This is a genomic window from Psychrobacter sp. UBA2514, from assembly GCF_002341255.1.
GTDB lineage: Bacteria > Pseudomonadota > Gammaproteobacteria > Pseudomonadales > Moraxellaceae > Psychrobacter > Psychrobacter pacificensis.
In genome coordinates this window covers 98,499-121,277 of the sequence record NZ_DDNS01000012.1, presented here as the reverse complement: position 1 = coordinate 121,277, position 22,779 = coordinate 98,499, and the positions used below count along the sequence as shown (strand labels likewise).

Sequence of the window (22,779 nt, the reverse complement as noted above, 5' to 3'; positions counted from 1 at the left end):
TCAGTCATTGTCTTGACAGCATAGATATGGATTGCTGCATTTGATAAAGATGAGCAGTCGCCATACTGATCATGTACAGACATAGTGCTTGAGCCGTCAATGACACGGCGCTATATGGAAAGAGATTGACTATATAGAATAGAGGCTTAATAAAATAGCGGCTTAATAAAACTCAATGCGACTAAGGATGTGCTCCTGCACCATATAAGCACAAAAATACGCGCTGGGCCACGCCACGATAAAGACCAATCCCCACGAGTGCATCAGCTCGGTAAAAAAACCGTCAATATAGCCCACCTTTATAAGCAATAATACGGTTGAGATGATGAGTGACATCATCATCGCCATAAGACCAGTAAAGATCAGGCGATAGTATTTGCGGCGGGTGCGTATTCTGATGGTGGGGAAGTTGGCCATAGTTTCGATTATCCTACAAGTGATAGCAGTGCTCATGATACTCCGTGATGACGGACTGGTAAAATCGTTATTATCAATCGTCAGGTTTGCTATAGATTCATAACCATCTTTTTATCTTGAGAAAAACAATATCTCTAGATAATGCGCTCTTCTAGAGAGCAACTTTTGCTACGATAATCTATGATAAGTAAGACTAAACGATAAATAGGAAAATAGCGCTATTGGATACGCAGTTTACCATGACGCAGGGTTTTTATAAGCAGCGCCTGACAGATAGCGGTTTGCAAGTGGTGATACCTGAAGAAAACGAAAGGGTAGAGGTGCACCGAATTATCTATGAGGAGCTGTGCCAAGGGCAGTTATTGGATAGCTCAAGAGAATATTATCAAAGGGTCATTGAGCAATTAGCTGATGCAGGCTGCGAGGGGGTGATTTTGGGCTGTACTGAGATTGGCATGCTGATTAAGCAAGCGGACAGCCCCATCCCTGTGTTTGATACCACCGCTATCCATGCGCGAGCGGCGGTAAGGTTTTTAGTGGATAAGGCAGTCGGCTAAATACTGCAAAGATAGCATAAAACCTGCTGCGACCGTTTAGCCTTTATCGTAAGTTGGTTAATGGCTACCATGAACCTTTTCATGCACTTTGATGATACGGCGCAGCGGTAACCGTCTCCATGGTGTCGTTGGCAAGGCAAACAGCAGCATGGTTTTGGCGATAGACCCTTTGGTAAGGTCACGCGATTTACTGGAGGGCGTACTCGTGTCGCTCAAGGTGCATCCTTCTATGCCACTTTGATTGGGCTTTGATGAGTGTCAGTTGGGTTTAATTAAGAATAGATAGTGAGCTTAGGGTTGTAGTTATAACCACTACTGCTATAAAACGCTCCTATTATAAATAACAATGCCTAAGCTATCTGGGCTAGAAAGGTAAACAAGAGCTAACGATAGTCTTGTATATGAACATAGAAGATAAGGTTTTGACTAGAAAGTTATAAATTAAAAAGTCTAGGCACAAGTTTAGCGCTAAAATCAAAGTCAGATTTTGTTTCCACCTTAATTCTAAACAAGGATGCCTCCATGCTATTTAAACGCTTAGGCCTTGCCGCACTATTTAGTCTCTCTATCGTAGGCTGTACCACAGCGCCCAATACGCTTGCCGTTAACACCACCCAAAAAATCATTCAATATGAGCGCAATAAGTCTGATCTGGATGTCAAATCATTTACGCTAACTTCTGGCGACAAGTTAGTTTATGCCGAAAACGCCAACCTAACAGGCGAGCCCTTACTCCTTATTCACGGTTTTGGCGGTAATAAGGACAACTTCACCCGTATCGCTGACGAGTTAGAGGACTATCATCTGATCATTCCTGATCTACTGGGCTTTGGCGAGTCGAGCAAACCTATGAGCGCAGACTATCGCTCACAGGCACAGGCCACGCGCTTACATGAGCTGTTGCAAGCTAAAGGATTAGCAAGCAATATTCACATCGGCGGTAACTCGATGGGCGGCGCGATCAGTGTCGCTTATGCCGCAAAGTACCCAAAAGACGTCAAGAGTCTGTGGCTTGTCGATAGCGCAGGGTTTTGGTCAGCAGGCGTGCCAAAATCGCTTGAGGGCGCAACCCTTGAGAACAACCCATTGCTGATCAATAGCAAAGAGGACTTCTATAAGATGTACGATTTTGTCATGTATAAGCCGCCTTATTTGCCAAAGTCAGTCAAAGCGGTATTCGCACAAGAGCGTATCAATAATAAGGAGTTGGACACCAAAATCCTTGAGCAAATCGTCACTGATAATGTCGAGGAGCGCGCTCAAATCATTGCGGATTATAAGATACCAACGCTCGTGGTTTGGGGTGAGAAGGATCAAGTCATCAAACCTGAAACGGTCAATGTGATCAAAGACATCATCCCGCAAGCGCAAGTCATTATGATGGAAGATATCGGTCACGTACCGATGATCGAGGCAGTAGAGCAAACGGCGGAGGATTATAAAGGGTTTCGGGAGGGGATTAAATAGTAGCTATTCCCGCTTTACGCTACTATCTTAGCTGCCACTGTGGCGGTGACTAATAGGCAGTCGTGCTCCTGTTGCCTCGATATCGCGACTGCCTAAGTCCCCGCAACACAGTGTGCAGCCAAGTATATCCGCTGCAATCGGGGCTAAACCGCTCTCCAAGTTCACCTAAAATTGCAGTGCAATTTTTTAACGGTGCTCAGGCTAAACTGCTTCCCATGTCAACCTCTACTACTTTTACAGAATTTGACTACAAAACCGTAGTCAATATGTTTGACTACGGTTTTGTAGTTGACATTAAAGTTAACTGGTTTTTATTCTTTACGACTGATAGAAGGCAATTTATTGATTGTCTTTTCAACAACTCCGGTTAAAGGAGCATTATCACCGTGCTTTTTATCTAGTGTGCTTGAGGCATTCGTGGCTATAGTATCAATAGCAGCAGCTAAAAGTTTCTCTAATAAAGGTTCTTTGTTTTCACTGTCAAGATCTTCTATCTGCTGCTTAAAGCTTTGGTAAGATTTAGCTAATGCTTCTTTGTGTGCGTATTCTTGTTTTAACCTTTCCGCCTCACTTCTTCTTTTAGAAGCAAATATTGCAAGCCAAATTATTGGAAGTATTATAGGTAGTCGTTGAAGTAGAAAAACGCCAACATCTTTTATGACTGCAATGTCACGTGTAGCGTCTGATGAATTAACAAGAATTAAATTTTGGTTAGTAAAATAAAAAGCTAACATTAAAAGCATTATTATAGATATAACGAATAAACCTGTGTATATTCTTATAGGTACAATAAACGAAGTACTTAAGTCATGATAAGCGCTAGCAAGCCCCACACTCGTGGCTCCAGGAATTATACCTTCAATCTGTGTTTTCAATGCATCATACTGGCTCTGCTGGTTGACTTTCATCAAGTCTAGTTCATTTTTCCTCTCTTGAATTTCGTATTTGAGACCGTTTTTTACTTCTCCATAATCATCTTTCTGACCAAAAACCTCGTCATAAAAGGCTTGTAGCTCCTCCATTTCTGTAGCTAAGTCATTTTTTATTTTTTTAACTGTAATATCTGATTCTCTTATATTCTCTTGAAAAGAATCTATTGTGCTTTTTATAGAGTCTTCATCTGTAAAAAGACTATTGAAGTAAGTGTTAATTCTACTAGCTTGCTCTTCTACTTTATTTTCAAAGCTATTAATATTAGACTCTATAGATTCACTGTCTTCAGTTCCAGTTAGAAGCTTTGTTTTCAATACTGCTATCTCTTCTGAAGCTTCATTTATATTTTTGTAAAGCTGCACGACTTCATCATTTTTAGTTTTTAAACTATGCATTAGTTCTTTATATTTATCATTATAGCTTTCTAAGCGACTATCTATAAATTTTATATAAGTATCAAAAGCAGACTTTGATGCTTGGATATGAGAGGAGCTTTTTTGAGAGAAGGGGCTCGTTTTAAGTAGGATTTGATCTGCATACTGATTAGCTGTTACAAGCTGATTTTCTAATTGTTCATTAAGAGCTAACTCTATAGTCTGCTTGTAACTGTTAAATATATTTATAAGTTCGGTGAGTATGTTTAATGGAATAAGGTCACTGTCAATATTTTTTATAAATACGTCTAAGTATTTTATAACTTTTAGTAATCGAGCGACCTCACGTACAGTATTACTTTCTTGCTCGTCTAGCGAAGGTTCTACTCCATCAATTAGTTGATATATCTCACCCCAACTATTAAGAAAGTTTTCATATACCTCGCTTCTACTACTCATACAAAAACCCTTATTCTATAAGCTAGTTTAAAGTAGTATTATACATAAGTTAACTTTCAAAAAATGAGAAAAGTATTTAGATTGAACAGGCATATTTGTTCTTTAGTCTTCTTGTCCAAGGTTGTAAACTACGCCTAGCGCGTCAGAAATCAGCTAATTTACAACTAATGATTATTATTCCAGTCATAATTACAAGACAAAAAATCGGTGCGCGGGGCGCACCCTACTCAAGATTGCAGTTTATTATTTAAATGTACAACCGCTTAAAACAAAGTCTCTGATTCAAAGAAGCAGAGGAAGCAAGGCTTGCCTTTGACCCACATGGATTGTTCAATATATATCCAGCGTGCATCAATACCGGCGATTTGAGTTTTCATCGTCACTTTGTCAAAGGCGCGGACACGTTTGCGATATTGAATACTCGTACCAGCCACAATCAGATTCCAACGTTGCTTGAACAATTGACGACCAAGCCCCGTACGTACAGCAAAGTTCATTCGACTCAGATTATATAGTGTCAGTATGCGCCCATTATTCATCTCAAAATAATCATCGATATCCGTCAGCTAGCAGCGAAACTCAACTTCACTGACCTCATTTAAGGCTAGCCTCTGACCCTTTTTGACTTGCGAAACAGCTTGTATAAGTGAGACGGTATGACGAATAAAGGGGTACATGGTCTGCTCTCAAAGCTTAAGGTAATGGAGGATAAGGTAGTCAGAGACTTATCGTAGAGTATTTTAGTCCTTAGCCATCGGCGGCCAACGATGATCCTTATTGGACGCTATCCACTCTTGCACCCATGGCTCAGGTGACATGACTAAATTAGGCTCACCTAACGCCTTTAACACTTTGGCGGTTTCAATGACTTTGCCGCCTTTGGTGACGCCCGTGCGTAATAGCACCGAGGAGCAAGGTTTGCCTTTAACCCACATTGAATGCTCAAGATAGAGCCAGCGCTCATCTATACCGACGAGCTGCGTCTTGATGGTCACTTTATCAAACAGGCGGATACGATTACGGTATTGAATGGTGCAGCCTGCCACTACCATACCCCAACGGTTCTTTAGCAGCTGCTTGGCAAGCCCCGTGCGAATGATAAAATCTGTACGGCCAATATCATAGACGGTCAATACACGGCCATTATTCATCTCAAACATCGGATCGATATCGGTAATACTACAGCGCACAGTGACTTCGCTGACCTGATCAAACGCTAACGGTTGAGCTTTTTTATTAGTGATAAACGCATCAACGATCGACTTAGTGTAACGCAAGTAAGGATACATAATAGAGTCTCAAAAGTTTAAGGATAGGTCAGTTGCGCAGTTATTTTGACTTGACGGTAGCGTCCACACCGATGGAGTGAAAGTAGGCGCTGACGGTTTCGGGTAGCCAATTGATATCGAATCTGGATTTTTTATCACGGCCCTGAGCTTGTTTGCTATCCGAGCGATAGCGAATGTAGCCGACGTGCCCGCCGTGCTTGGTATCGATAATAGTGACGCAGTCGGAGACATCGTTCGCGGTGGCGGTAAAGCCCAAAAACGGATCGTCTTTGGCGCTAATCAACAATAAGGGTTTTTTGACATCGTGCAAGTAGGGCAGGGCTGAGGCGCTATGATAGTAGTCGTTGTTAGAGCGGTAGCCATGACGCGGCGCGGTAAAGATATCGTCAAAGTCGCTGATACGATTGACCGCTTTGATAGAGTCGATCTCCTCTTTGCTGATGTCGTTGGCAAGGGCTTTTTTAATAATCGGATTAAGCAAATAAGGCGTATAAATCCGATGACTCAAAAAGCTGTGCATACTCAGCGCCGCTGATGACATATCGACAGGGGCGGAGATGACAGCCGCGCCTTTACAGAGCGCTTTCTCGCCGTATTCGCCCATGTATTTAGCTAAGGCATTACCACCCAGTGAGACGCCGACCGCATACATATTGGCGTATTTTTCGCTTAGGTTTTGCAGCATGTAGTGCACTTCGCCCGTATCACCCGCGTTATAAAACACCCGTCCACTAGCTGGAATACCACCACAGCTGCGGAAATGGGCGACGACAAAGTGCCACCCTTGCGCGTGCATCTGATAAGCCAAAGCGCGGGCATAATGGCTATCGCTACTGCCTTCCATACCGTGGAACAAAACGATTAATGGCGTTTGTTCAAGTTCACCATTTTCTAAGTTTTCTGAATGTTCTATAGGATGCGCATCATAGAAATCATAGGCAATATCACTCTCGTCCAAGGAATCTTTGCGCACCACTCGTCTGTACTCGGGTGCTTTTGGCGCAAAAAACTTTGGCAGGATGCTTTGCAAGTGCGGATTAGTCAGCCAAAAAGGCGGTTTAAATGCGTTATAGGTAAAGGTCGTCATAGTAGGGTTTCTAAAGTTGTAAAATAAAAGTATAAATAGAAAATATGAGTGTGATTTAAATAGCTGGTTCCACGTGAAACAAAACAGCTCTATAAGACTGAGTCTATACATTGTTAATTTAACGAATTTATTATCATACTAAGCTCGCAGCAAGCTTCCAATAGATTTTGGTGAACGGCTCAGTGAACAGATGATTACTGTATTATTTAATTAAGCTCAGTTTACTTCTTTAGAACATACTAATCTGTGGGCTCTATCACTCTACCTGCCATCGCTAGTTCAGTTTTTAAGGTCTCAATATCAACCTCAGCAATAGTGACAGTTAAGGTGACTTGTTTGCTATAGGCGACATCTTCGATAGTGCCCTCTAAGCTCTCGACCACATAGCGACACTGAGCTTCAGTCGCGAAGTCCGCTAGTATTTGCACTTGCGTCATCGGCACGAAAGGTTGCAATATCATCTGATCGACTGCTGCTTGTGCAGAGCCTGCATAGGCACGAGTGAGACCGCCTGCGCCAAGCTTAATACCGCCAAAGTAACGCACGACGACGATGATCACGTTGCCGATGGACTTATGTTGCAAGACATTTAATATTGGTCGCCCTGCGGTACCACTCGGCTCGCCATCGTCATCAAAGCCTGCGCTGGTGGTGTTGTCAGGGTCGCCGATGATATAGGCCCAGCACCAATGGCGCGCATCAGGATATTGCTCGCGCAGCTGTTCCACGTGAAACATCGCTTGCTCACGCGAGCTGACAGGATAGGCATGAGCGATAAACTCAGATTTTTTGATCTCAAGCCGCGCGGTCACGGGGTTTTTTAAGGTTTGATAGCTCATATTGCATCGATGGTACACTTAGGGTTAGATGGGATATGTTAAACTGACACCACTATAACAAAACCCTATATGACTAAAGGTAGTAAAAAGTATGCGTCTCGATAAATTTATCAGTAAAGCCACTGAGCTGTCACGCAAAGAGTCCAAAAAAATCCTCCACGCCTCTGAGATCACCGTCAATGATGAGGTGGTCAAAGACCCTGGCCTACATGTCGATATTATCAATGATGAAGTGCTGTGGGCAGGCGAGCCGCTCTCGGTGGCGACGGGTAATCGTTATATCTTGCTGCATAAGCCTGAAGGCTTTGAGTGTACGTTAAAGGCCAAAGAGTATCCTATCGTCACCGAATTGATTGCCGTACCAGAGCTAGGCAGTTTACGTATCGCAGGTCGCTTAGATGTCGATACCACAGGCGCACTGCTGCTTAGCGATGATGGCGGCTGGCTACACCGTGTCACAAGTCCCAAGCACGAGCACGCCAAAGTCTATGAGCTAACGCTTGCTGATCCTATGAACGAGGAGGAGCAAGCCCGCGCAATCAAAAAGGTGGGCGAAGGTATCTTGTTAGAGGGCGATTATGAGCCGACCAAACCGGCTACCCTTGAGTTTATCGATGAGACCCATGCGCGTCTAACCTTGGAGCAAGGCAAATACCATCAGGTCAAACGCATGATGGGCTACTTTGGTAATAAAGTCGTTGCGCTGCACCGCGCCAGTATCGGTCATATCAATCTAGACGGCTTAGAGAAAGGCGACAGTCGTTTCTTAACGCCAGAAGAAGTCGCCAAGTTCTAGCCACTGACCTCTTTAGTATGCGCATCCATACTACTGTTTAAGTTATTATTTTAAATTCATCAGCAGCCACGACACCGTGTGCTGCTTTTTGTTGTCAGCTATTTATGTTTGTGATTCTCTTTTACTATTTCTGCGGTCTGCTTGTGTTGCCTATCTCTTAAAGTTGGGTAGCCATTTTGCAAAATTGCGCCGCTAATCATTTGTGTAAACCTTCCTTGTGATACAGTCTGTCTGATATCTCAATCTATTTTTTTACATAATATTATGATGAGCAATCAAGATAGATATTATCAAGTACAGAATTTATGAGTTATTAACGAGGACTGCTTTTGTGAAACTATCTGCCTTTAATTCGGTAAGCCTGATTAGCCTTGTACTACTCGCAACCACGGCTTGTGCTCAGTCAAACTCAGCGGATGCGGCGAGCACCCAATTGAACCAAAACAATCAAAGCATGCAGACGAGCAAAGCGGTAAGTGCAACTGTTGATAAACGCTTGCGCCAAGTGCTAACCCAAGCCGGTATCAAAACGCAGATTACCTCCATTGCGCCGTCCAAATTACCCAATATGTATCAGGTAAACTTGGCTGAACAGCCGCCGCTGCACATCACAAAAGACGGTCGTTATGTCATCCAAGGTGAGTTAAAAAAGAATTCAAGCAAGCGGGTAGTGACCAAAACACCAGTACGCAGCACGAGTGCGCAGGTAGGCAAGCCTGTCAGTGCAGCAGTCAAATCGGTGCTGCTCAAAAATACGCGTGCGCTCAAAAACATGAGTGCAAAAACGCCGTTCTTTTATACCGCAGTACCCGGCGTGATTTGGGGCGCAACGCTAGAAGGGGTGCCTTTCTTATTATCGGACGATGCGCAGTACATCACTGACGGTGAGATATCAGTGATCGAAAACGGTCAGTTTATCGGGCTCGATGAGAGTTTTGAGCGGCGCAAAAACCAATCGGTGTTTGCGATATTGGATGAAAGCCAACTGATTATTTATCCAGCCACCACAACTGAGAAGGCGGTGATTTATGTGGCTGATGACGTCAACTGCCCGTATTGCCGCCGATTTCATCAGCAAATACCCATGCTCAATGCCAAAGGAGTGACGGTCAACGTCATCGGCTATCCGATATACGAGCAGTCCCCTGAGCAAATGCGCGGTATCTGGTGCCAAGGTAGCGAAAACAGTCGCCGTCAGGCATTTGATAAGGCGATGCTACAAGGAGAGATGACACCTGCATCAGCGAGCTGTAACGTCGATCACGTGACGCCCAATCGCGAAAAAGCCGCTGGACTGGCGGTGATAGCAACGCCTGCCATTTACCGTGAGGACGGTGTACTATATCAAGCAAGCTTCGAGAGTCCTGAGTTTTTAGAATTTTTGGGTATCGAATAATCACATTGGTGTCGTTCACATTTTAGTGAATAAAGATTTTAAATCACGTCACAAAAAACCGCTTTATGAGCTGATTCATAAAGCGGTTTTTATCGTTTGACTTATCAAAATTTTGAATATCAAAAGCGATCTCAACTTGTTTATGGCAAGACAATATCGACGATCTTCCACTCAATCAAGCCTTGGCGCTGCATCTCTATCGTGAGTGGATAGCCTTTGACTTGACCGCTGATAGCAAAGCAATTGATACCGCAGTAGCTCAATGTTGGCTTGTCGCTATCGTTGCCTTGTGCCGCCTGCTGCTCGAGCTCCGCCGCTTGTTTTTTCATGACTTGCTGGATTTGGCTCTTGACCACCGCATCGACATCGCCGTGCTGAACAATCAAGCTTTGAATGAGGTTTCTGAGATCGACCTGATCGCTTGCGATGGCCCATGCCGCCGCCAGCTCTTTGGTTGCTGTATTGGCTTGACCCTGAGTGTTAATGACCTTTTCGATATTTTGCGGCGTGATGGCACCATCGACGGCCTTTGTGATAAAGCCATCGGCTGCTTGGGTTAATGCGTCTCCGCCCAACTCAGCAATCAGTGGGTACTTTGTCATGGTCGTGGCAAACTGGTCAGTCAGCTGATGTTGGATGCTTGGACGCACTTGCTCGTAATCAATGGTCGCTGCGATAGCGGCACCGTCTTTGGCATCGTAGGCATTTTTGAGCTGATAAGCACTGTAATAAGGGGAGCCTGCATAGATTGCTACGGCAATCACGATTAATAAAACAATCAGCTTTTTCATAAGACGGGGAACCTTGTCGCAAACGTCATGGGTATAAATGACCGTAGATATGGCGATAAATACTAGCACGACTCGTCATTATTCAGGTATGAAAAGCTTTGTAATAATCTTAATAAATCGTGTATACCGCCGACTCAAGACCTCAACTATGAATTTCATGACTTAAGCGCTTGATAAATCAGCAGACCATCTCCATAAATAGCGCAAACTTTTTATAATTGATTTGGCTAAGTAGCCCCCACCGTATTTTTCGTTACATGCACATATTATCATCCTGTGACATTGTGGTTTGCCATGTTTCACATGAAACGTTGCTGTGTGATTGTGTATGAGATGAAGGCCGTTAATGGTAAAAGCTGATCAAGGCTAACGAACTGACGAGCTGGTGGTGCTACGAAGACGATAGGAGAAACCATGAGTAAACGCGATTTTTATGAAGTATTAGGTGTCAGCAAGACCGCTGACAGCAAGGAGATTAAGCGAGCCTACCGCAAGCTTGCCATGAAATATCATCCAGATCGCAACTCTGATGACCCTGATTCTGAAGACAAATTCAAAGAAGCCTCAATGGCTTATGAAGTACTGAGCGATGAAGAAAAGCGCTCAGCGTATGACCGCATGGGTCATGCTGCCTTTGAAAATGGCATGGGTGGCGGTGCAGGCGGCGGCAACTTCCAAGACATCTTTGGCGATATTTTTGGTAACTTTGGCGATATCTTCGGTCAATCACGTGGCGGTGGTGGTGGACGCACGCGTCGCGGCTCTGACTTGCGCTATGTGATCGAGCTGACATTAGAAGAAGCAGTACGCGGCTGCAAAAAAGAAATCAGCTTCACCGCGCCAGCGCCATGTGATACCTGTGATGGTAAAGGTGCCAAAGATGCCTCTGATGTCGTGACCTGTCAGATGTGTCATGGTCAGGGTCAAGTGCGCATGCAGCAAGGTTTCTTTGCCGTGCAGCAGACTTGCCCACAGTGTGGCGGCTCTGGTAAGCAAATCAAAAACCCTTGCCCTGACTGTCATGGTAATGGCGTCAAAGACAAATCACGCACGCTAGAAGTATCTATCCCAGCGGGCGTCGATGATGGTGATCGCGTCCGTCTGGCAGGTGAAGGCGAAGCTGGCGCCGCAGGCGTACAGAACGGCGACTTGTATGTCGAAGTACGTGTCAAACCGCACAACGTCTTTACTCGTCAAGGCGCGGACCTCTATATGGATGTACCAGTCAGTATCACGGATGCCGCACTTGGTAAAGAAGTTGAAATCCCAACCTTGGATGGTAAAGTAAAAATCAAAGTGGCAGAAGGGACGCAGAGTGGCAAACTGCTACGTGTACGCGGCAAAGGCGTGACGCCAGTACGCACCACGATGAAAGGCGACTTGATCTGCCGTGTGGTCATCGAAACCCCTGTCAATCTGACTCGTGAGCAAAAAGATCTATTGCGTCAGTTCCAAGATACGTTAGATGATGACAGTAAGCATCAGCAGTCGCCACATAAAAAATCATTCTTTAAAAAGATTGGCGATTTGTTTGACTGATTATTTAACTAAGACAGACTGTTTCTAGATAGCCATACTGAGAGTAAGCCCAAAGGTTTCACATGAAACCTTTGGGCTTTTTCTTATGCTGATAAAAAACCACTCAGTTAACGATATTTGTTAAACTGACGATAAATGATATCCAAAAATAACCCACCAAATATAAAGTATGTAAGGTAGCGATATGAGTCAAGAAACAACAGAACAAACCATCAAAGTTGGTGTGATCGGTGCAGGTGGTCGTATGGGTCGTATGCTTATCGAAGCGGTACAAAATAATCCTAAGACCATCCTGAATGCAGCGATTGAGCGCCAAGGATCGAGTCTCGTCGGCGCGGATGCAGGCGAGGTGGCAGCTATCGGACGTTTAGAGGTGCAAATCGTTGACGTGCTAGAGGCTGTAATTAATGACATCGATGTGCTGATTGACTTTAGCTTGCCTGATGCGACTGAAAAAAACATGCAAGTTTGTGCCGAGCATAATGTCGCGATGGTCATTGGCACGACAGGATTTAATGAGGCGCAAGAGCAGGTATTGGCAAAAGCCAGTGAAAAAATCGCTATCGTCTACGCAGGTAACTATTCAACCGGCATTAACCTGTCATTGAAACTACTTGGTATGGCAGCCAAAGCATTTGGCAATGAGGCTGACGTAGAGATCATCGAAGCGCATCACAAACACAAAATCGATGCACCATCTGGCACGGCATATATGATGGCAGAAGCCGTCGCAGAGGCGCGCGGACAGAATCTAAAAGACGTTGCCATCTACGGACGTGAAGGACAAACGGGTGAGCGTGAGTCGGGCACAATTGGTATTCATGCCGTACGCGGTGGAGAGATCGTCGGCGACCATACGGTGATGTTTATCGCTGATGGTGAGGTGGTTGAGATTACTCACCGCGCACGAGAGCGCATGACCTTTGCCGCAGGTGCTGTACGTGCCGCAACTTGGGTGACTGAGCAAGCCATTGGGCAATATGATATGCAAGATGTGCTGGGTCTAAATGATTAGAGCGCATTGACGATGACTTAAAAAAGGTGAGGAGATGCAGGTGAGTCGTATACGTATAAAGCACGAATTGGCTAGTACCATTCTTAAGGTGAATATTACCAAAAATATAAGCTTGCCCGCGTTTGCCCTAAGTCTGGCTGTCCTACCAATCACCGTACAAGCCAGTAACGTCCAAACCTATGTGATTGACACTTATGGCGGCGTGTCGCTACTGCCAGTGGTAAGGCAACAACTCAATAGTAGCGCTGATGGCGGCACCGTCAGCATCTACCAAGGTAAGCTAGTACTAATAACAACACCCCACAATTATCAAATGATACAGCAGCTACTCACGCAGATTGACCGTCAGCCACAAGCGCTCACAGTCGCTGTGCGTGTTGGCAATAGCAGCAGTGTTCAGGATAATATTCGTCAGGGTCAGGTTATTATTACCAAGCGCAATATTCAGGGATCGGGTGTTTGGAATCAAAGTAACGGCCAGAAGCAAAGCAGCAGTTTATATCAAGTACAGACGCTTTCTGGTAGTGCCGCTAGTATCAGTACCGGCACGCTCTATTCATTGACGCAGAACTATCGTGCCACTATTCAACCAAATTATCACTATCCCATTGACCGTCAGCCAAGCGCGCAAATTGTCATTCAGCAGCAGGTACTACTGCCAACGACGCAAGGCATTGCTGTCACACCGCGTCTACTACCGAATGGTCAAGTCGAAGTGAGGTTGTCACAAGTTGAAGAGCGACTGGCGCGATCCAACTCATCCTACAATAGGTACGGCACGAGCAGTAATAGCATTCAAAGTCAAAGTCTGAACAATACAATCATTGTGCCGCGCGGACAATGGGTGACGATCGGTGAGATTTCACAACGCTCAACCAGCAGCGGCAGTCGAACGACCAATAGCATTAATAGTGTACCGATAGCTTTATTGGTTCAATAGCTCATTATGCAAATGGCTAAATACAAAAAAGCGCGGTGTTATTAATAGCACCGCGCTTCTCTATAGATGATAGGTTCAAACCCTAGTCAATATAAACCACTTCAAGCGGCGGAAATCCATTGAACTCAACTGATGAATACGAGTTGGTATAAGCACCCGTGGTGAGCCAATAGATTTTGTCACCAATCTCAAGCTCCTCTGGTAACTGATAACCTGCTTCTTCGTACATGATATCGGTTGAGTCACAAGTTGGCCCTGCCAATACGACTGTCCCTTCACTGGTAGACGTTTCCATCTTGGGAGTATAAACAGGATATTTGATGGCTTCGCCGAGCGTCTCGATTAAGCCTTGGAATAAACCAACATCCGTATAGACCCAGCGCGCCAAATCTGTGTCTGATTTGCGAGAGATCAGTACCACATCACTCACCAAGACACCTGAACCACCAACGAGTGAACGACCTGGTTCTAAAATAATCTCAGGCATCTCATCTGCATCGTAGTCATCAGTCAAATAGCTGGTAATCTCTTCTGCATAGACCTTAATAGGATTGACTTCGCTGATGTAGTTGGTTGGGAAGCCGCCACCTAGATTGATCATTTGTAGCTTGATGCCTTCTTCGTTCTTCATCCAGTCAAACATATATTTAACTTTGGCTAATGCATCATCCCATGCCGCAACGTCTTTTTGCTGGCTACCCACATGGAACGAGATACCATAAGGTACCAAGCCAAGCTCACGCGCCTGAATAAGCAAATCAATGGCCATATTAGGGTGACAGCCAAACTTACGTGACAATGGCCATTCTGCTGTCTCTGATCCTTGTACCAATATGCGCACAAATACTTTAGAACCAGGGGCATGTTTAGCAATATTTTTAAGGTCTGCTTCTGAATCAGTCGCGTACAGATCGATACCTTTTTCAAAGGCATATTTGACATGGGCGGCTTTTTTGATGGTGTTGCCATAAGAAATGCGTGATGGCTCAACACCGCAATCCAGCACACGATCCAGCTCATAGATGGAGGCACAGTCAAAGTTAGAACCAAGCTTTGCCAGCAGATTGATAACTTCAACCGCAGGACTGGCTTTCATCGCATAATGCAGTTTGGCATTCGGGAACAGGCTGACCATCTCATGATACTTAGTCTCGATACGACTTAGATCCACCACTAAAAACGGGGTCTCACGACCCTCAGCAGCTTTGGTAAATTTCTGCCAGCTGGCAGGGTCAAAATATTGGTCAATTTTGATCATGGTCATAGTAGTAAACCTTTGGTGAGAACAGTATCTGCTAAAAAATTGGCACCATCTAGTGGATATCAGAGAGTAACATCCACTATAGGCATCATTATGTAAAGGAGAAAGAGATTAAGAACTGATGGGTTGTGACTGCTGCTCAGCGGACTGGGCGCCTTGCTTTTCGCGTATCTTGAGGACTTTACGAACTTTATCACGGGCACGTGTCTGTTTCAAACGAGACAGATAATCGACGAATATCACGCCGTTGAGATGATCCATTTCGTGTTGGATACAGACGGCAAGCAAGCCTTCTACCACCTCATCAATGACGTCGCCGTTTTCGTCTAATGCTTCGATACGTACTTTCTTAGGGCGCTCGACTTTGTCGTAGACATCTGGGACCGAAAGACAGCCTTCTTCGTACGGTTGTTTTTCTTCTACCAATGGCGTGACCTTTGGGTTGATAAATACTCTTGGGGCACTTTTGTCTTCAGACAAATCCATCACGATGAGCTGAATATGACGATCGACTTGGCTTGCAGCAAGGCCAATGCCCTGAGCATCATACATTGTCTCAATCATGTCTGAGATTAAGGTTTTGATTTCAGCAGTCACTTCCTTGACTGGCTTGGCAATCGTGCGCAAGCGGGGATCTGGGTAACTTAAGATAGGGAGTAGTGCCATAACGCTCACCTCAATGATAGGGACAAAATAGGGTTGATATTATAAGATAAATGGGGACAAAAGTAATGCTTATCAATACTTTCCCGTCTATATCAGGTCTCATGCATTCACAAATTAAAGATTTTTATAGGTATCTGGACACAAAAAAGCCTCACTTAACGCAAGGCTTTTTTGTAGATATTCTATCTAGTCGGTAATTATGCACGGCGTTTGTTTACAATCATTTCATACAAAAATAGCAAAATGATCGCACCGATAACTGAGAAGATAAGACCAGTAAAACCGCCATCTGCGTTGATACCAATTAAGCTCGCTAAGAAGCCACCTAACATGGCACCGACGATACCCAATACGATCGTCATGATCCAGCCCATAGGGTCACTACCTGGCTTAATAGCACGTGCCAATAAACCTGCAACCAAACCGACGATAATCATCCAAATAAAGCTCATGTTATTCTCCTAAATTATGAATATTTATAATATGTTGCTAATTTAATAACTCCATTGTAAAGATTCCTCAAACGCAAGAGTAAGCAAAAAATGTTACCTGTGTAGGGCCTATGTGAGGAAAAAGTCAGATTTGCTATTACGTAGGTGCAATAGGTAAACGGAAGGTTACAAAGGTAGCCATGGTGCTAACAGAATGGCGTATCAATCATTTAGCCACGACAGAAGAATTTGATAAGGATAGGGAATTAAATAAAAAAAGCGTAGCCCGTCTATGAGACAGCCACGCTTTTGTTTAATACTAATTTTTTAGATACTAATTTTAGGGTTTAGGGTTTAGGGTTTAGGGTTTAGGGTTTAGGGTTTAGGGTTTAGGGTTAAATCAATCGTTTATTTATCACGCAATGCCGCTAATAGACGCTGATGAATCCCCTCAAAACCACCGTTGGACATCACGACTATTGCATCACCTGCTTGAGCATGACTACTGATATGTTCAATAATAGTATCGACACTAGACATTACGTGCTGGTTAATGATGGAGTCACTTGTAGCCGTGGCTTGTTCGATGACTTCTCTCAAACCCCATTCCAGTCCCGCTGGCTCATACCACAATGTATAGTCAGCGAGGGCAGCTGACTCAGCCAAGCTGTCTTGGTGAATACCCATTTTCATGGTATTACTGCGCGGCTCAATAATCGCCCAAATACGTCTGCCAGCCAGTTTCTTTTTGGCACCGTCTAATGTTGTGGTAATCGCAGTAGGGTGATGGGCAAAGTCATCAAAGACTAAGACATCGTTTACATCACCGATCAACTCCATCCGCCGTTTGATACCAGCAAAAGCCGATAATGCGGCGCAAGCGGTAGAGATGCTGACACCGACATCATAAGCGGCCGCGACGGCAACCAAGGCATTATTGACGTTATGAATACCACTCATGCCCCAGTCGATGACAGCTACTTCTTTATCAGCAGCAAAACTGACTTGAAATTGACTGCCATCTTCGCGAATGAGTTCCGCTTGCCAGTCGCTATTGTTTTTAAGCGTACGGTCGTTTTTACTGGTATTAGATGCGGTCGTATCGATGACAGCAGTACGCCAGATAGGGGTCCAAACGCCTTTTGCTAACGTATCTTCTAAGCTAATAATTGCTGCAGGCATGATAATTTTTCCAGTGCTTGGAATCATACGTACCATATGATGAAACTGCGTTTGGATCGCATTCAAATCAGCAAAAATATCGGCGTGATCAAATTCTAGGTTGTTCAAGATAGCGGTGCGCGGACGATAATGAACGAATTTTGAACGTTTATCAAAAAACGCAGAATCGTACTCATCAGCTTCAATGACAAAATAACCAGAAGGGACTGTCGTATCATCGTCAGTTTTTTCTGCTCCTAGATAGCTGCTGTGTGCAAATACCTGCTGTAAGTGCTCATCAGTGGTATTGACCAGTGGCACACCGCCAATTAAAAACCCTGTATCGATACCAGCGTAATGCAATATCCAAGCAAGCATGGTTGTCGTTGTTGTCTTACCATGAGTACCAGCAACCGCTATCACGTGGCGCGATTGCAGCACTTGCTCTGACAAAAACTGCGGACCTGACGTGTAGCGCAGACCCGTATCTAGCATATATTCAATCACATCCATGCCACGCTTCATCGTATTACCAACAACGACCAAGTCTGGCGCTGGTTGCAAATGCTTTACGAGATAGCCTTCTTCAATAGTGACGCCCGCATTTTCAAGTTGGGTAGACATAGGAGGATATACGTTGGTATCTGAGCCAGTAACGGTATGCCCAAGTTCACGCGCTAATAATGCTAGCGAGCCCATAAAAGTACCACAAATACCAAGAATATGAATATGCATAGACGTTCCGTAAGAGCTTGAATAAGTGAAATAGAGAGAGTAAAAATAAAGTTTTGAGTGCTGAGCTGTTATCAATCGTGACTAACGTTTTAATCAGTCATTGCCATGGCAGTAGTCTGGCAGACAAGCGATCATTGTAAAGTAAATGCTGGTCGATGACCAACAAAAAACGCCTAACAAGTAGGCGTTATCTAGCTGATAAATGCTGTCTTATTTGGCAGCATACCAAGCACTTGCTGTCTATTTACGTGACAACGTATAGTCATTATTTAGGTTTTTTTGCTCATCTATCAAAATCAGATGATTGTCTTGAATATAATAAGACTCAATATGTTTGTCTTCATATACAATGGTAATTTTGTCTTTATCTTGACGATAGACGCCAGACTCAAGTAACGGTGCGCGCTGTTGTTCAGCATCGTGATGGGTGCTGGATTTTAGTACAGAGCCATCAGAAAATAGGTTCAAAGTGACATCGATACTATCGCAGTCTTCACAAGGCACCATACCACCATAATCACCCATTAGCGTGGCTTGTAGCGCACTACTGTTCGATTCTGAGTGTATAGTAGAAGGGTGCATATGCCCCTCATTACTGGATTGAGCAGCAGCAATAAGTGATTGCCCTTCTGTAGATTCATTCAAACTGTCATCAGGATTTGACTCAGACATACTATCGCTTTCTATCTCTTCTGATGTGCTCTGCGGAGCAGACTCTGCTGATGCGTCGACAAATGAAGCTTTAGTCCTCATGTCTTGATCAGAATTCGAGGAGGCACTATCACAGCCTATCAATAGCACACAGAGTGGTACCGCTAATAAGGACGGTCCCCAGCGTCTAATGACAGTAGATGTGGTAAAGCAAATAGGTGCAAGATATATCATGGTCATACCAAAAACAGTTTTTGAATAGCGTTTTTAAAAATCACCTATGCCACTGGCAACCGTTATCAAGATAATCTTGTTGCCAAAAAAGAGAGACAAGGGGTCGTATAAACGTTGCGATAATATAGATATTGGAATTTGAGAGCGTATCTGATCTTTGAAATATAGACAATTTATCGCTCAAAAGCGATGGCGCTCTCATAACTGCTCACTAAAACTACCCACTGAAAAAACAGGCTGTCTAAAGGTATCAAAGGGTTACAGATATATCTGTGGACTTTTTGTTGTGTTCAATATGCTTGGTATAGCAAAGTAGGCTCTATCGGTTTGTCTAACGTAGGTAATAAAGGAGGTTTAACAGTCGCAGATAATAAAGCAGACATTGCATAGCAGAGTATGAATGTCTGTTTAGAAAGAAGTGATAACGGTAAAATATAAAGTGATTTTAATGAACTATCGAGCGATAGACTGATTGGTGATAGGTCGCACGATACGCCACAACATCACCCCATGCGCTACAAGAAGTACGCTAAATAGGATCAACGACAGCTCAGGGATACTAAGTCCGACAAACGTCCAATCGATAGAAGCACACTCACCAGAACCTGCAAATACTTCTTTGAGCACTTGCAACATAGGCAAGGTATCTAGCCAATAGTCCAAGCCTGGGCCGCATGACGGTACTTGATCGGCAGGTAGGTGCTGTAGCCAAACATGGCGTATAGCCACAGCAGTAGACCAGCCAATACCTGCCAAACTACCAAGCCATAATAGCAACTTCACCACTTTGGATTTTGGATTAAATAATGCTGATATCAGCGCAAAACCGCCCATGACTATTAGACCAATACGCTGAAAAATACAGAGCGGGCAAGGCGAAAGCCCTAGATGGCGCTGTAAATAAAACAGTGCAAAGCTCATGCCTATTATGGCCATCAATACTAAAAATATTTGTAAGTTACGATAAGTGGTCAGCTGTCGCATGGTGCGTTACTCTTATGGTTTCATCTATACAGAGGTTAGGATGCAATCAGGTTTAGCGATACTGCTGTAAAAAGTCCATAAAGTCTTCTGTCTCAGACTTCTCAATCTCAGCCTGCTGCAAGATAGACTTTTCTGCCAATACTTCGTATTTCGCTTGGGTGTTTGGACTGAGAGTCTGCTGCAATAATGACTCGCGATGCTGCTGCGCTAATGTAAAACCAAGCTGCCATAGACTACCTAAGCGTTTGCTATCAGAGTTTACTTGGGCGGAGATCGTCGACTCAGAATGTCCGGCTTTGCCTTGCATCAATGCCACTGCAGCACGGTAGTCATTGCCACCATAATGAGCATCTAGCAATGCAGCAAGTGGCTGCATACGCTCTAGATGCATCAGCATCCAGCCCTCAAGCGATTGCTCTTGACCGTTATTGATGATGTGCAGACCTTCACGGCGACCTTCGTTGACCACACGCTCTAGATTAATAGCGAGTGCTTCTTCTTCTTCAGGCAGCAAATCAGGTGAATCGCTGAATAGACAGTAGAGCGCCATCACTTCTAAAAAGCAAGCACTAGAGAGACGAATACCAACATCGCTATAAGGATCGAGATCAATCGCACGAAACTCAACATAAGCAATACCGCGACGCTCAAGCGCTTCGGTTGGTGTCTCACCACTCATCGCAATTTGCTTAGGACGGATAGGGCTATAGTATTCATTTTCTATCTGAAGGATATGATTATTGATCTGAACTGGGTTGCCATCTTCATCTTCCAGACCAAGCTTGGCAAAGCTCTCATGCGGTGTTTGGATCGCGCGGCGTAGTCCAGCGACATACTCTGGCAAATAGTTATAACGAATATCTAGCTGCTCTTGCACGCTATTGGTATAGCCAAGTTTGCCCATACGCAGGCTGGTGGCAGTCGGTTTATAGTAGGTTGAGTCATTTAGACGCTCTAGATCATGCTCACGCCCAGCAACAAAACAAGGACATACGCTTGGACTTGCACCCAATAAATACAACACAATGCTGGTCAGTCGCTTAAAGTTGCGAATAAGCCCTAGGTATTTCTCGTTTTTGAATTCTGTTAGCGTCTGCTCTTGTGCCGTTGGGGTTTGCGCTTGCCACGTTTCAAAGAGCGTGTCACCAAAAGATAGATTGTAATGTAACCCTGCGATGGTCTGCATACGGCGACCATAACGGATACCAAGACCACTGCGATAAAGGGTTTTTAGCTTACCTGTATTAGAGCTACCATAATCAGCCAGTGGAATATCTTCATCTTTAGAAGACAACATACAAGGCATAGATAGCGGCCACATCAGCTCGCCGTCAGGCATGCCTTGATACACCAATACATGCAATTGACGCAGCATATTGAGTGTCTCTTTTGGCGAAGCTTTTGGTTCGGTGATAAGCTCAAGCAGACTTTCTGAATAATCGGTTGTAATAAAAGGATGAGTCAATTTTGATCCGAGTTTGGCTGGATGCGGCGTCTGTGCCAAAAAACCATCAGGCCTCACGCGCAGTCCTTCTTTTTCGATACCGCGGAGCATACCCGTTAAATGCTGGCTGCCAAACCAATTGGGAATGTCAAAATTAGCAAAGCTACTCGCAAAATTACTCATAATAGTCATCTATTGTTATTCATTATGGCAGATCAAAACACGATGGGCGTTTGTCCATAAAAGAGGTAAATGTTGGGTCAATAATTCCGTCAGTTTAGCTCAAAGCCGTATTGAAAACCACGAACAATTACAAATACGATAAGCTTTGAGCAGGACGTTTGGGCTAGATTTTTCTCAGTATTTTTGATGAAATTGGTCAGCACGGATACTTTGCGGATTCATCAATATTGGCAAAAAAGCATCTATCTCAAAGATAGATGCTTTGATCGCGATGCTGCAAGTCATCCAATACGGCTTTGGCGCATGATCACAGGAATGTTGAGACGCAATAAAGGCATAGTATCGTTGGGTCATAGAGCCAAATCGCGAAAACCTAAATTGAGAATGACGAGCCACAGCCGCAAGTGGTGGTGGCATTGGGGTTGGTCACGACAAAACGTGCGCCTTCTAACCCTTCAGTGTAGTCAACGGTAGAGCCTTGCAAATATTGATAGCTTAGCGAGTCAACAACCAAGGTCACATCACCATTATCAAAATTGGCATCGTCTTCATTTAAGTCGTTGGCAAAGTTAAAGCCATAAGAAAAACCTGAACAGCCGCCGCCCGTCACATAGACGCGTAGCATCAGTTCACTATCACCTTCTTCTTCGCGCAGACGGCGTACTTTTTGTGCCGCACTGTCGGTTAGGCTTAATACCGTAGGATCTACTGGCTGATTTGAGCTTGGATTAAATTGGTTGGCTGATTCGTTCATATCTACCTCAGTTGCTAGGATCAAATGCGGTCGTCGTCCTGTTTGGGTTTGCAACAAAATGATTGCAAATAAAGATACGCACGGCGTTTGATTTAATTGGGCGCTGTCGTTATGGCAAAGCTATTGGTGCATTATAAGCTGTTTGTGCGATATCAATACGGTGTTTGTGCCACCAAAGCACTTTATTGATGATAAGCACTTATCTTTAGCAGTATATCATAATGGGAGTAGCGATTCGCTTGTCAAGAGTCATCGTCCTTACCAAAACTGATGAATCAAAACTTTTATAGCTATCAAGGTTATACTCATTATGTGTGCGAGAGTATATGGCTGCCAAAGGTCTTATTATAGGGCGTATTGAACATTCGACCATGGC

The 22,779-nt window shown here is 44.2% G+C and carries 23 protein-coding genes; 7 read left to right on the top strand and 16 right to left on the bottom strand.

What is annotated here, in order from left to right; genetic code table 11:
• Positions 1–162: 162 nt before the first annotated feature.
• Positions 163–453: a DUF2798 domain-containing protein gene (locus tag B3V51_RS04635; protein WP_228724654.1), complete on the bottom strand. Its 291-nt coding sequence runs from the start codon at positions 451–453 to the stop codon at positions 163–165.
• Between the two features lie 164 nt (positions 454–617).
• Between B3V51_RS04635 and B3V51_RS04630 the strand changes: the two genes are divergently transcribed.
• Entirely contained in the window at positions 618–974 is a 357-nt protein-coding gene (locus B3V51_RS04630) for an aspartate/glutamate racemase family protein (protein WP_339605606.1), read from the top strand.
• A 57-nt stretch (positions 975–1,031) separates the two neighbouring features.
• On the opposite strand, the gene B3V51_RS04625 is transcribed toward B3V51_RS04630, so the two are convergent.
• On the bottom strand, positions 1,032–1,190 hold the full coding sequence (locus B3V51_RS04625) for a hypothetical protein (RefSeq protein ID WP_192994479.1): 159 nt from the start codon (positions 1,188–1,190) through the stop codon (positions 1,032–1,034).
• 306 nt (positions 1,191–1,496) lie between these two features.
• Here B3V51_RS04625 and B3V51_RS04620 point away from each other — a divergent pair, with 306 nt between their 5' ends.
• Positions 1,497–2,441 (top strand): alpha/beta hydrolase, encoded by a 945-nt coding sequence (locus B3V51_RS04620; protein WP_286708052.1) that lies wholly within the window; start codon positions 1,497–1,499, stop codon positions 2,439–2,441.
• Between the two features lie 311 nt (positions 2,442–2,752).
• Here the strand turns inward: B3V51_RS04620 and B3V51_RS04615 are convergent, their stop codons facing one another.
• From B3V51_RS04615 to B3V51_RS04595, 5 genes are all read right to left on the bottom strand, one after another.
• Complete coding sequence (locus B3V51_RS04615; protein ID WP_286708051.1) at positions 2,753–4,207, bottom strand: coiled-coil domain-containing protein; 1,455 nt, start codon at positions 4,205–4,207, stop codon at positions 2,753–2,755.
• Between the two features lie 263 nt (positions 4,208–4,470).
• On the bottom strand, positions 4,471–4,764 hold the full coding sequence (locus B3V51_RS04610) for an acyl-CoA thioesterase (protein WP_286708066.1): 294 nt from the start codon (positions 4,762–4,764) through the stop codon (positions 4,471–4,473).
• A 183-nt stretch (positions 4,765–4,947) separates the two neighbouring features.
• Complete coding sequence (locus B3V51_RS04605) at positions 4,948–5,496, bottom strand: acyl-CoA thioesterase (protein WP_286708050.1); 549 nt, start codon at positions 5,494–5,496, stop codon at positions 4,948–4,950.
• 40 nt (positions 5,497–5,536) lie between these two features.
• Positions 5,537–6,583: a YheT family hydrolase gene (locus B3V51_RS04600; protein ID WP_286708049.1), complete on the bottom strand. Its 1,047-nt coding sequence runs from the start codon at positions 6,581–6,583 to the stop codon at positions 5,537–5,539.
• 239 nt (positions 6,584–6,822) lie between these two features.
• Positions 6,823–7,422: a YigZ family protein gene (locus B3V51_RS04595; RefSeq protein WP_286708048.1), complete on the bottom strand. Its 600-nt coding sequence runs from the start codon at positions 7,420–7,422 to the stop codon at positions 6,823–6,825.
• A gap of 91 nt (positions 7,423–7,513) precedes the next feature.
• Here B3V51_RS04595 and B3V51_RS04590 point away from each other — a divergent pair, with 91 nt between their 5' ends.
• Entirely contained in the window at positions 7,514–8,218 is a 705-nt protein-coding gene (locus B3V51_RS04590; protein ID WP_093071296.1) for a pseudouridine synthase, read from the top strand.
• A 331-nt stretch (positions 8,219–8,549) separates the two neighbouring features.
• Positions 8,550–9,614, top strand: coding sequence for a disulfide isomerase DsbC N-terminal domain-containing protein (locus tag B3V51_RS04585; protein ID WP_093071297.1), 1,065 nt, complete (start codon positions 8,550–8,552; stop codon positions 9,612–9,614).
• Between the two features lie 140 nt (positions 9,615–9,754).
• Here the strand turns inward: B3V51_RS04585 and B3V51_RS04580 are convergent, their stop codons facing one another.
• A complete protein-coding gene (locus B3V51_RS04580; protein ID WP_093071298.1) occupies positions 9,755–10,405 on the bottom strand; it encodes a DUF2939 domain-containing protein in 651 nt (216 codons plus the stop codon).
• A 414-nt stretch (positions 10,406–10,819) separates the two neighbouring features.
• On the opposite strand from B3V51_RS04580, the gene dnaJ reads away from it, so the two are divergent.
• From dnaJ to B3V51_RS04565, 3 genes are all read left to right on the top strand, one after another.
• Positions 10,820–11,944 carry a molecular chaperone DnaJ gene (gene dnaJ / locus B3V51_RS04575; protein WP_071002636.1) on the top strand — a complete coding sequence of 375 codons (1,125 nt, stop codon included), beginning with the start codon at positions 10,820–10,822 and terminating at the stop codon, positions 11,942–11,944.
• Between the two features lie 184 nt (positions 11,945–12,128).
• Positions 12,129–12,959, top strand: coding sequence for a 4-hydroxy-tetrahydrodipicolinate reductase (gene dapB / locus B3V51_RS04570; RefSeq protein ID WP_093071299.1), 831 nt, complete (start codon positions 12,129–12,131; stop codon positions 12,957–12,959).
• A 34-nt stretch (positions 12,960–12,993) separates the two neighbouring features.
• A complete protein-coding gene (locus B3V51_RS04565; RefSeq protein WP_093071300.1) occupies positions 12,994–13,899 on the top strand; it encodes a hypothetical protein in 906 nt (301 codons plus the stop codon).
• A gap of 82 nt (positions 13,900–13,981) precedes the next feature.
• Here B3V51_RS04565 and B3V51_RS04560 read toward each other — a convergent pair whose 3' ends face one another.
• From B3V51_RS04560 to erpA, 8 genes are all read right to left on the bottom strand, one after another.
• Positions 13,982–15,157, bottom strand: a complete 1,176-nt coding sequence (locus B3V51_RS04560; protein WP_186475458.1) for a type III PLP-dependent enzyme — start codon at positions 15,155–15,157, stop codon at positions 13,982–13,984.
• Between the two features lie 114 nt (positions 15,158–15,271).
• The gene (def, locus tag B3V51_RS04555; protein ID WP_212564047.1) at positions 15,272–15,826 is read right to left on the bottom strand and encodes a peptide deformylase; all 555 of its coding nucleotides are present in this window, start codon (positions 15,824–15,826) and stop codon (positions 15,272–15,274) included.
• 197 nt (positions 15,827–16,023) lie between these two features.
• Positions 16,024–16,278 (bottom strand): GlsB/YeaQ/YmgE family stress response membrane protein, encoded by a 255-nt coding sequence (locus B3V51_RS04550; protein ID WP_058024727.1) that lies wholly within the window; start codon positions 16,276–16,278, stop codon positions 16,024–16,026.
• A 387-nt stretch (positions 16,279–16,665) separates the two neighbouring features.
• The gene (gene mpl / locus B3V51_RS04545; protein ID WP_286708047.1) at positions 16,666–18,153 is read right to left on the bottom strand and encodes a UDP-N-acetylmuramate:L-alanyl-gamma-D-glutamyl-meso-diaminopimelate ligase; all 1,488 of its coding nucleotides are present in this window, start codon (positions 18,151–18,153) and stop codon (positions 16,666–16,668) included.
• Between the two features lie 240 nt (positions 18,154–18,393).
• Positions 18,394–19,038 carry a copper resistance protein NlpE N-terminal domain-containing protein gene (locus B3V51_RS04540; protein ID WP_093071302.1) on the bottom strand — a complete coding sequence of 215 codons (645 nt, stop codon included), beginning with the start codon at positions 19,036–19,038 and terminating at the stop codon, positions 18,394–18,396.
• 453 nt (positions 19,039–19,491) lie between these two features.
• Positions 19,492–20,022, bottom strand: coding sequence for a disulfide bond formation protein B (locus tag B3V51_RS04535; protein WP_093071303.1), 531 nt, complete (start codon positions 20,020–20,022; stop codon positions 19,492–19,494).
• A 52-nt stretch (positions 20,023–20,074) separates the two neighbouring features.
• Complete coding sequence (gene gshA / locus B3V51_RS04530; RefSeq protein ID WP_093071306.1) at positions 20,075–21,649, bottom strand: glutamate--cysteine ligase; 1,575 nt, start codon at positions 21,647–21,649, stop codon at positions 20,075–20,077.
• Positions 21,650–22,022: 373 nt separating this feature from the next.
• Positions 22,023–22,403 (bottom strand): iron-sulfur cluster insertion protein ErpA, encoded by a 381-nt coding sequence (gene erpA / locus B3V51_RS04525; RefSeq protein ID WP_058024722.1) that lies wholly within the window; start codon positions 22,401–22,403, stop codon positions 22,023–22,025.
• Between the last annotated feature and the right edge of the window lie 376 nt (positions 22,404–22,779).

What these genes read in the sequence shown, in the direction of transcription:
- B3V51_RS04635 (WP_228724654.1), bottom strand. Translation starts at nt 453, where the DNA reads ATGAGCACTGCTATCACTTGTAGGATAATCGAAACTATGGCCAACTTC.
- B3V51_RS04620 (WP_286708052.1), top strand. Translation starts at nt 1,497, where the DNA reads ATGCTATTTAAACGCTTAGGCCTTGCCGCACTATTTAGTCTCTCTATC.
- B3V51_RS04615 (WP_286708051.1), bottom strand. Translation starts at nt 4,207, where the DNA reads ATGAGTAGTAGAAGCGAGGTATATGAAAACTTTCTTAATAGTTGGGGT.
- B3V51_RS04605 (WP_286708050.1), bottom strand. Translation starts at nt 5,496, where the DNA reads ATGTATCCTTACTTGCGTTACACTAAGTCGATCGTTGATGCGTTTATC.
- B3V51_RS04600 (WP_286708049.1), bottom strand. Translation starts at nt 6,583, where the DNA reads ATGACGACCTTTACCTATAACGCATTTAAACCGCCTTTTTGGCTGACT.
- B3V51_RS04595 (WP_286708048.1), bottom strand. Translation starts at nt 7,422, where the DNA reads ATGAGCTATCAAACCTTAAAAAACCCCGTGACCGCGCGGCTTGAGATC.
- B3V51_RS04590 (WP_093071296.1), top strand. Translation starts at nt 7,514, where the DNA reads ATGCGTCTCGATAAATTTATCAGTAAAGCCACTGAGCTGTCACGCAAA.
- B3V51_RS04580 (WP_093071298.1), bottom strand. Translation starts at nt 10,405, where the DNA reads ATGAAAAAGCTGATTGTTTTATTAATCGTGATTGCCGTAGCAATCTAT.
- dnaJ (WP_071002636.1), top strand. Translation starts at nt 10,820, where the DNA reads ATGAGTAAACGCGATTTTTATGAAGTATTAGGTGTCAGCAAGACCGCT.
- dapB (WP_093071299.1), top strand. Translation starts at nt 12,129, where the DNA reads ATGAGTCAAGAAACAACAGAACAAACCATCAAAGTTGGTGTGATCGGT.
- B3V51_RS04565 (WP_093071300.1), top strand. Translation starts at nt 12,994, where the DNA reads ATGCAGGTGAGTCGTATACGTATAAAGCACGAATTGGCTAGTACCATT.
- B3V51_RS04560 (WP_186475458.1), bottom strand. Translation starts at nt 15,157, where the DNA reads ATGATCAAAATTGACCAATATTTTGACCCTGCCAGCTGGCAGAAATTT.
- def (WP_212564047.1), bottom strand. Translation starts at nt 15,826, where the DNA reads ATGGCACTACTCCCTATCTTAAGTTACCCAGATCCCCGCTTGCGCACG.
- B3V51_RS04550 (WP_058024727.1), bottom strand. Translation starts at nt 16,278, where the DNA reads ATGAGCTTTATTTGGATGATTATCGTCGGTTTGGTTGCAGGTTTATTG.
- mpl (WP_286708047.1), bottom strand. Translation starts at nt 18,153, where the DNA reads ATGCATATTCATATTCTTGGTATTTGTGGTACTTTTATGGGCTCGCTA.
- B3V51_RS04540 (WP_093071302.1), bottom strand. Translation starts at nt 19,038, where the DNA reads ATGATATATCTTGCACCTATTTGCTTTACCACATCTACTGTCATTAGA.
- B3V51_RS04535 (WP_093071303.1), bottom strand. Translation starts at nt 20,022, where the DNA reads ATGCGACAGCTGACCACTTATCGTAACTTACAAATATTTTTAGTATTG.
- gshA (WP_093071306.1), bottom strand. Translation starts at nt 21,649, where the DNA reads ATGAGTAATTTTGCGAGTAGCTTTGCTAATTTTGACATTCCCAATTGG.
- erpA (WP_058024722.1), bottom strand. Translation starts at nt 22,403, where the DNA reads ATGAACGAATCAGCCAACCAATTTAATCCAAGCTCAAATCAGCCAGTA.